We start from the raw sequence: 4,116 nt of genomic DNA on the forward strand, positions 1-4,116 counted from the left end.
CGGAGCTGATATCCGGGGTAAAGTTTGCGGACGGAATCGAAGTCATTCCGACCGCTGAAGTCCGCGCCGCCTGATCGGACCGCGTCACCCAAAATCCGTCATAGCTCCCGCGACCGGACTGGCATCGTCATCACCCGCGCTCGCCCTGTCTACGCAATGGCGGGCTCCGACAGGTCGAGCGCTACCGCCTTCAAGAAAGGAGACACCACTTGACATCAAACCGCAATTAAAGGGCCGAATGACACCTGGTAGCGCTGCGCCAGATCCGTCACCGTTGATTGTTCTCGCAGCGCCTCCAAGGCGATCTTTGCCTTCAGCGCCGCATCGATTTTCCGTCTCGTCTTCTTCATGGTCCGCTCCGTTTATCAAAACGGAACGGCATCCGCACCACCTAAGCCGCCGGTCCACAATCCGGGGTCCACTTCAGTGCCCTATAAACCCTTTATTGGAAGCCGTTTGGCGCCGGTCGCTGACTGGCCAAGGGCCGTTGATAGGCATCGAGCCAGAACTAGGCGGTTCCCCGGGACATTCATCATCGTCATGTGGTCACCTGGAATTGGCACGGCATGAATGGCCTCCGTACGCAAAATTCGGCCCCAACCCCGCAAAGGCGAACGTGCTTCTGGACCTATTGAATTTTTGCGAGATCGTGCCCGATGGCGAAGAGGTTCATTGGCATAGAACTGGTATACCTCGACCGGGAGGGATGGAGCTTGATACGAGTCCAGCGCCCATTGGAACTGCATGGCCCTTTCATACGTCAGAATGTCACTGTGGAGATCGCGATCCTGAGGGATCGCCCCAATTTTCTGTGCCTTTTCCAGGAATTGAGAAATTGAACTTCGTCCAGCGAAGCGTTCAAGTATTTCGAACCTTTCGTCGTCTAATTCGAGAGATTCCAGGATCACTTCTTGTACCCTTTGGGGGGGTGACACGCTTGATGGATTTGAAAATAGTACAACGTCAATTAGAGCGATGAATGAAAGAGCTTCGTCGTGGTCCAGTAATTGCTGCGCAATTGCGTAAGCCAAGATTCCTCCTGATGAGTATCCAGCGATCCGATATGGACCTCGTGGCTGGATCTCTCTAATTGCCAAATTTAGTTGCGAGGCTATCTCTTCAAGAGTTGGAAGTTGAACTTCACTAAATGGCGGCCATGGCAAAGTGTGGACAGGACATCCTGCGTCCATCTCCTGCACCAAACTAAGGACATAGGAGCAATCGCCTAAACCTGTAGGAACAAAGAACAGCGGCGGCTGCGATCCGGTTTCTCGAACACAAATCACTCCCGAGCTGCTGGGTGCATATTTCACTGATGGTGAGCAGCGATTTCGCGCGATCATGAGCGCCGAATTCAGACGATCGTGAGCAGCCCGCTCCGGCCGAGGCGGTGATAGAGTCAGCGTTCTGGCTGCTCGTCAAGGGTGATGGTTTTGGCGTTGCGTTTTCGCATGCTTTCGCCGGCCAACTGGAGGCGGTGAGCGTTATGGACGAGGCGATCTAGGACGGCGTCGGCGTAGGTTGGGTCTCCGATAGCTTCGTGCCATGTGTCCACAGGGAGTTGGCTGGTTACGATGGTGGAGGCGCGGCCATGGCGGTCCTCGAGGATTTCCAGTAGATCGCGCCGCTCGGTGGCGGTGAGCACCGACAATCCCCAATCGTCCAAAATCAGAAGCTGGGCGCGGCCAATGGTTTTGAGCAAGCGGGCATAACGTCCATCGCCCGCGCGAGCGCCAACGCTTCGAACAGTCTTGGGACGCGATGATAGAGAACCGAGCGATTGTCGCGGCAGGCCTTGTGGCCGAGGGCACAGGCTAACCAACTTTTGCCCAATCCGGTCGCTCCGGTTATGAGCAAATTCTCGTGGCGATCGATCCAGTCGCCGCTGACGAGCTTGGCGAAGACGGCCCGGTCGATACCCCGCGGCGTGCGCAAATCAACGTCCTCCACGCAGGCATTCTGGCGAAGCGCGGCCAGCTTGAGGCGCGTGGTGAGCCGCCTGGTGTCGCGTTCCGCGGCTTCCCGGTCGACCAGCAGGCCGATGCGATCTTCGAACGGCAAGGCTTCGAGATCAGGTGATCGTCGCTGCTCCTCGAAGGCCTTGGCCATGCCGCTCAAGCCGAGCTCGATCAGGCGTTCGTGGGTGGGATGGTTGAGCATACAAGTCTCCTTGGCTTCAGTGGAAATAATCCCGGCCGCGGATGTTGCCGTGGCGCAGGGGTTGGGGTTCGGAGGGCTCGTCGAGAAAGGTGCGATCCAGGCCGTTCTGGAGGATGGAGCGGATCGAGGCGACGGATCGCGCCTTGATCAGAATGCCGCGTCGGCAGGCCGCGTCGACGCGCTCGGCGCTGTAGCTTTTGGTCAGCGACAGAATGCCGAGGCAGGTGCGAAAGCCTTGCTCGGGATGCGGCCGGGCCGCGATCACGGCCTGGAAGAAGGCGGCGGTCGACGGACCGATCCGCTCGCCGGCGGCGATCACTCCGGCGGGCGTCCATTGGCCGTAGCGCCGATGGGCGCTGGGCATGTGGTCGGAGATGGTGGTGTGGCCCCGCCGGTTGGGCGCGCGGGCGTGGCTGGCGATCCTGCGGCCGTTGTAGAAGATCTCGACCGTCCTGTCGTCGATGCGCGCATCGACGAGCTCCCGGATGAGCCGATACGGTGCGGAATACCAGTGTCCATCGATCTCGATATGATAGTCGGGGCCGACCCGGCATCGCTTCCAGCGTGCGAAAGCGTAAGTCTGGTCCGGCAGCTTTGTGAGCTTGGGCTGGTCGAGCTCGGCGAACAGTTCGGCGCGGCTGGCGCCAAAGTCGCGCATCTGCCGGGCATTGAGTTCGACGGCGAGTATTTTGATGGCTACGTTCAGCTCCGCTAACGAAAAGAAGCGCTGGTTGCGTAGCCGCGCCAGAATCCATCGCTGGGCGACTTGCACCGCAACTTCGACCTTTGCCTTATCCTTTGGGCGCCGCGGCCGGGCTGCGAGAATGGCCGTGCCGTAATGGCTCGCCATCTCGGCATAGGTTCGGTTGAGGCCGGGATCGTGGCGGTCGGGATTGGTGACGGCGGCCTTGAGATTGTCGCAGACCACGAATGTCGGCGCGCCGCCGAGGAAGGCGAAAAGGTTGATGTGGACCCGGATCCAGTCGGCGAGCCCCTCGCTTGGGCAGGCCTCGGCGTAGGTATAGTTGGAGGCGCCCATCGCCGCGACGAACAGCTTCATCGACTGCACTTCCCCACTTGAGGGGTCGATGACGTCGACGGTGTCGCCGGCGAAATCCACGAAAACCTTCTCGCCGCCCAGATGGGTCTGCCGCATCGAAGGCCGGGCACGCCCCTTCCAGGCCTCGTAGGTCGTGCAGAACCATGTGTAGCCGAAGCCATCGGGATGGCTGGCGCGATACTCGTCCCACAGCAGCCGGCGGGTCACGTTGCGCCGGCGCAGCTCCTTGTCGACATAGCCCCAGTCGGGAATGGGCCGCTGGGGGCTCTGCGACGCAGGCCTCGGCGCAGGGAAAAGCAGCAGTTCCAGGTCCTCGTCGGTCATTCCGGCCGGCAACGGCCAGTTCAGCCCGGCGGCCCCGGCTCGGCGCAGATAGCTGTGCACGGCGCCGTTGCTGATGCCCAGGGTGCGCGCGATGGCTCGCTCCGGCAAGTCTTGAACATGTTTTAAGCGGAGAACCTCTTTGATCCGGCGCATCGACAATCTCTGGGTGGGCATAGGCCTTCCTCGTTCACTGACGAGGCAGTTCCTAAGCCGGTTGAGTTGTCGGCCGAAGCGGGTTGAGCCGCGGAAAAGTTGCTCACGATCCCGCGAAATCCGTGCTCACGATCGTCTGAAATCTCTGCTCACGATCCCCTGAAATCCGTGCTCACGATCCCGCGAAACATGCAACCGGCCATTCGATGTCTTCGGCATCAATGACGACGAGCTTGCCGGCGAGGCGTTCTCCGGGCGCGAACACCTTTAACCCTTCGATCGCTTTGATGAGGTCGCGGTTGCTTTCCATGACGACAATGGACGCTTGATTGGCGCCTACAAGCTCTAGCAGTCTGCTGAAGAACCCCCTCGCCAGGGAGGGGGCTTGATGATTCACTTTATCATCTCGATTCGGTGGA

4 protein-coding genes and 1 pseudogene are annotated in these 4,116 nt (G+C 60.0%); all 5 read right to left on the reverse strand.

Features of this window, described 5'->3' with window-relative positions; translation table 11 throughout:
• Window positions 1-215: 215 nt before the first annotated feature.
• A complete protein-coding gene (locus AC5ZFO_RS47310) occupies window positions 216-350 on the reverse strand; it encodes a transposase (RefSeq protein WP_496124171.1) in 135 nt (44 codons plus the stop codon).
• An 81-nt stretch (window positions 351-431) separates the two neighbouring features.
• Window positions 432-1,343: a thioesterase domain-containing protein gene (locus AC5ZFO_RS47315; RefSeq protein ID WP_496124172.1), complete on the reverse strand. Its 912-nt coding sequence runs from the start codon at window positions 1,341-1,343 to the stop codon at window positions 432-434.
• Window positions 1,344-1,399: 56 nt separating this feature from the next.
• Window positions 1,400-2,160: pseudogene (gene istB / locus AC5ZFO_RS47320) on the reverse strand (IS21-like element helper ATPase IstB).
• A gap of 16 nt (window positions 2,161-2,176) precedes the next feature.
• Window positions 2,177-3,718: an IS21 family transposase gene (istA, locus tag AC5ZFO_RS47325; RefSeq protein ID WP_496124173.1), complete on the reverse strand. Its 1,542-nt coding sequence runs from the start codon at window positions 3,716-3,718 to the stop codon at window positions 2,177-2,179.
• Between the two features lie 151 nt (window positions 3,719-3,869).
• Window positions 3,870-4,116, reverse strand: a 247-nt coding sequence (locus tag AC5ZFO_RS47330; RefSeq protein WP_496124174.1) for a hypothetical protein, incomplete at its 5' end; no start/stop codon positions are given.

It is taken from the genome of Bradyrhizobium sp. Unk1, assembly GCF_059512345.1.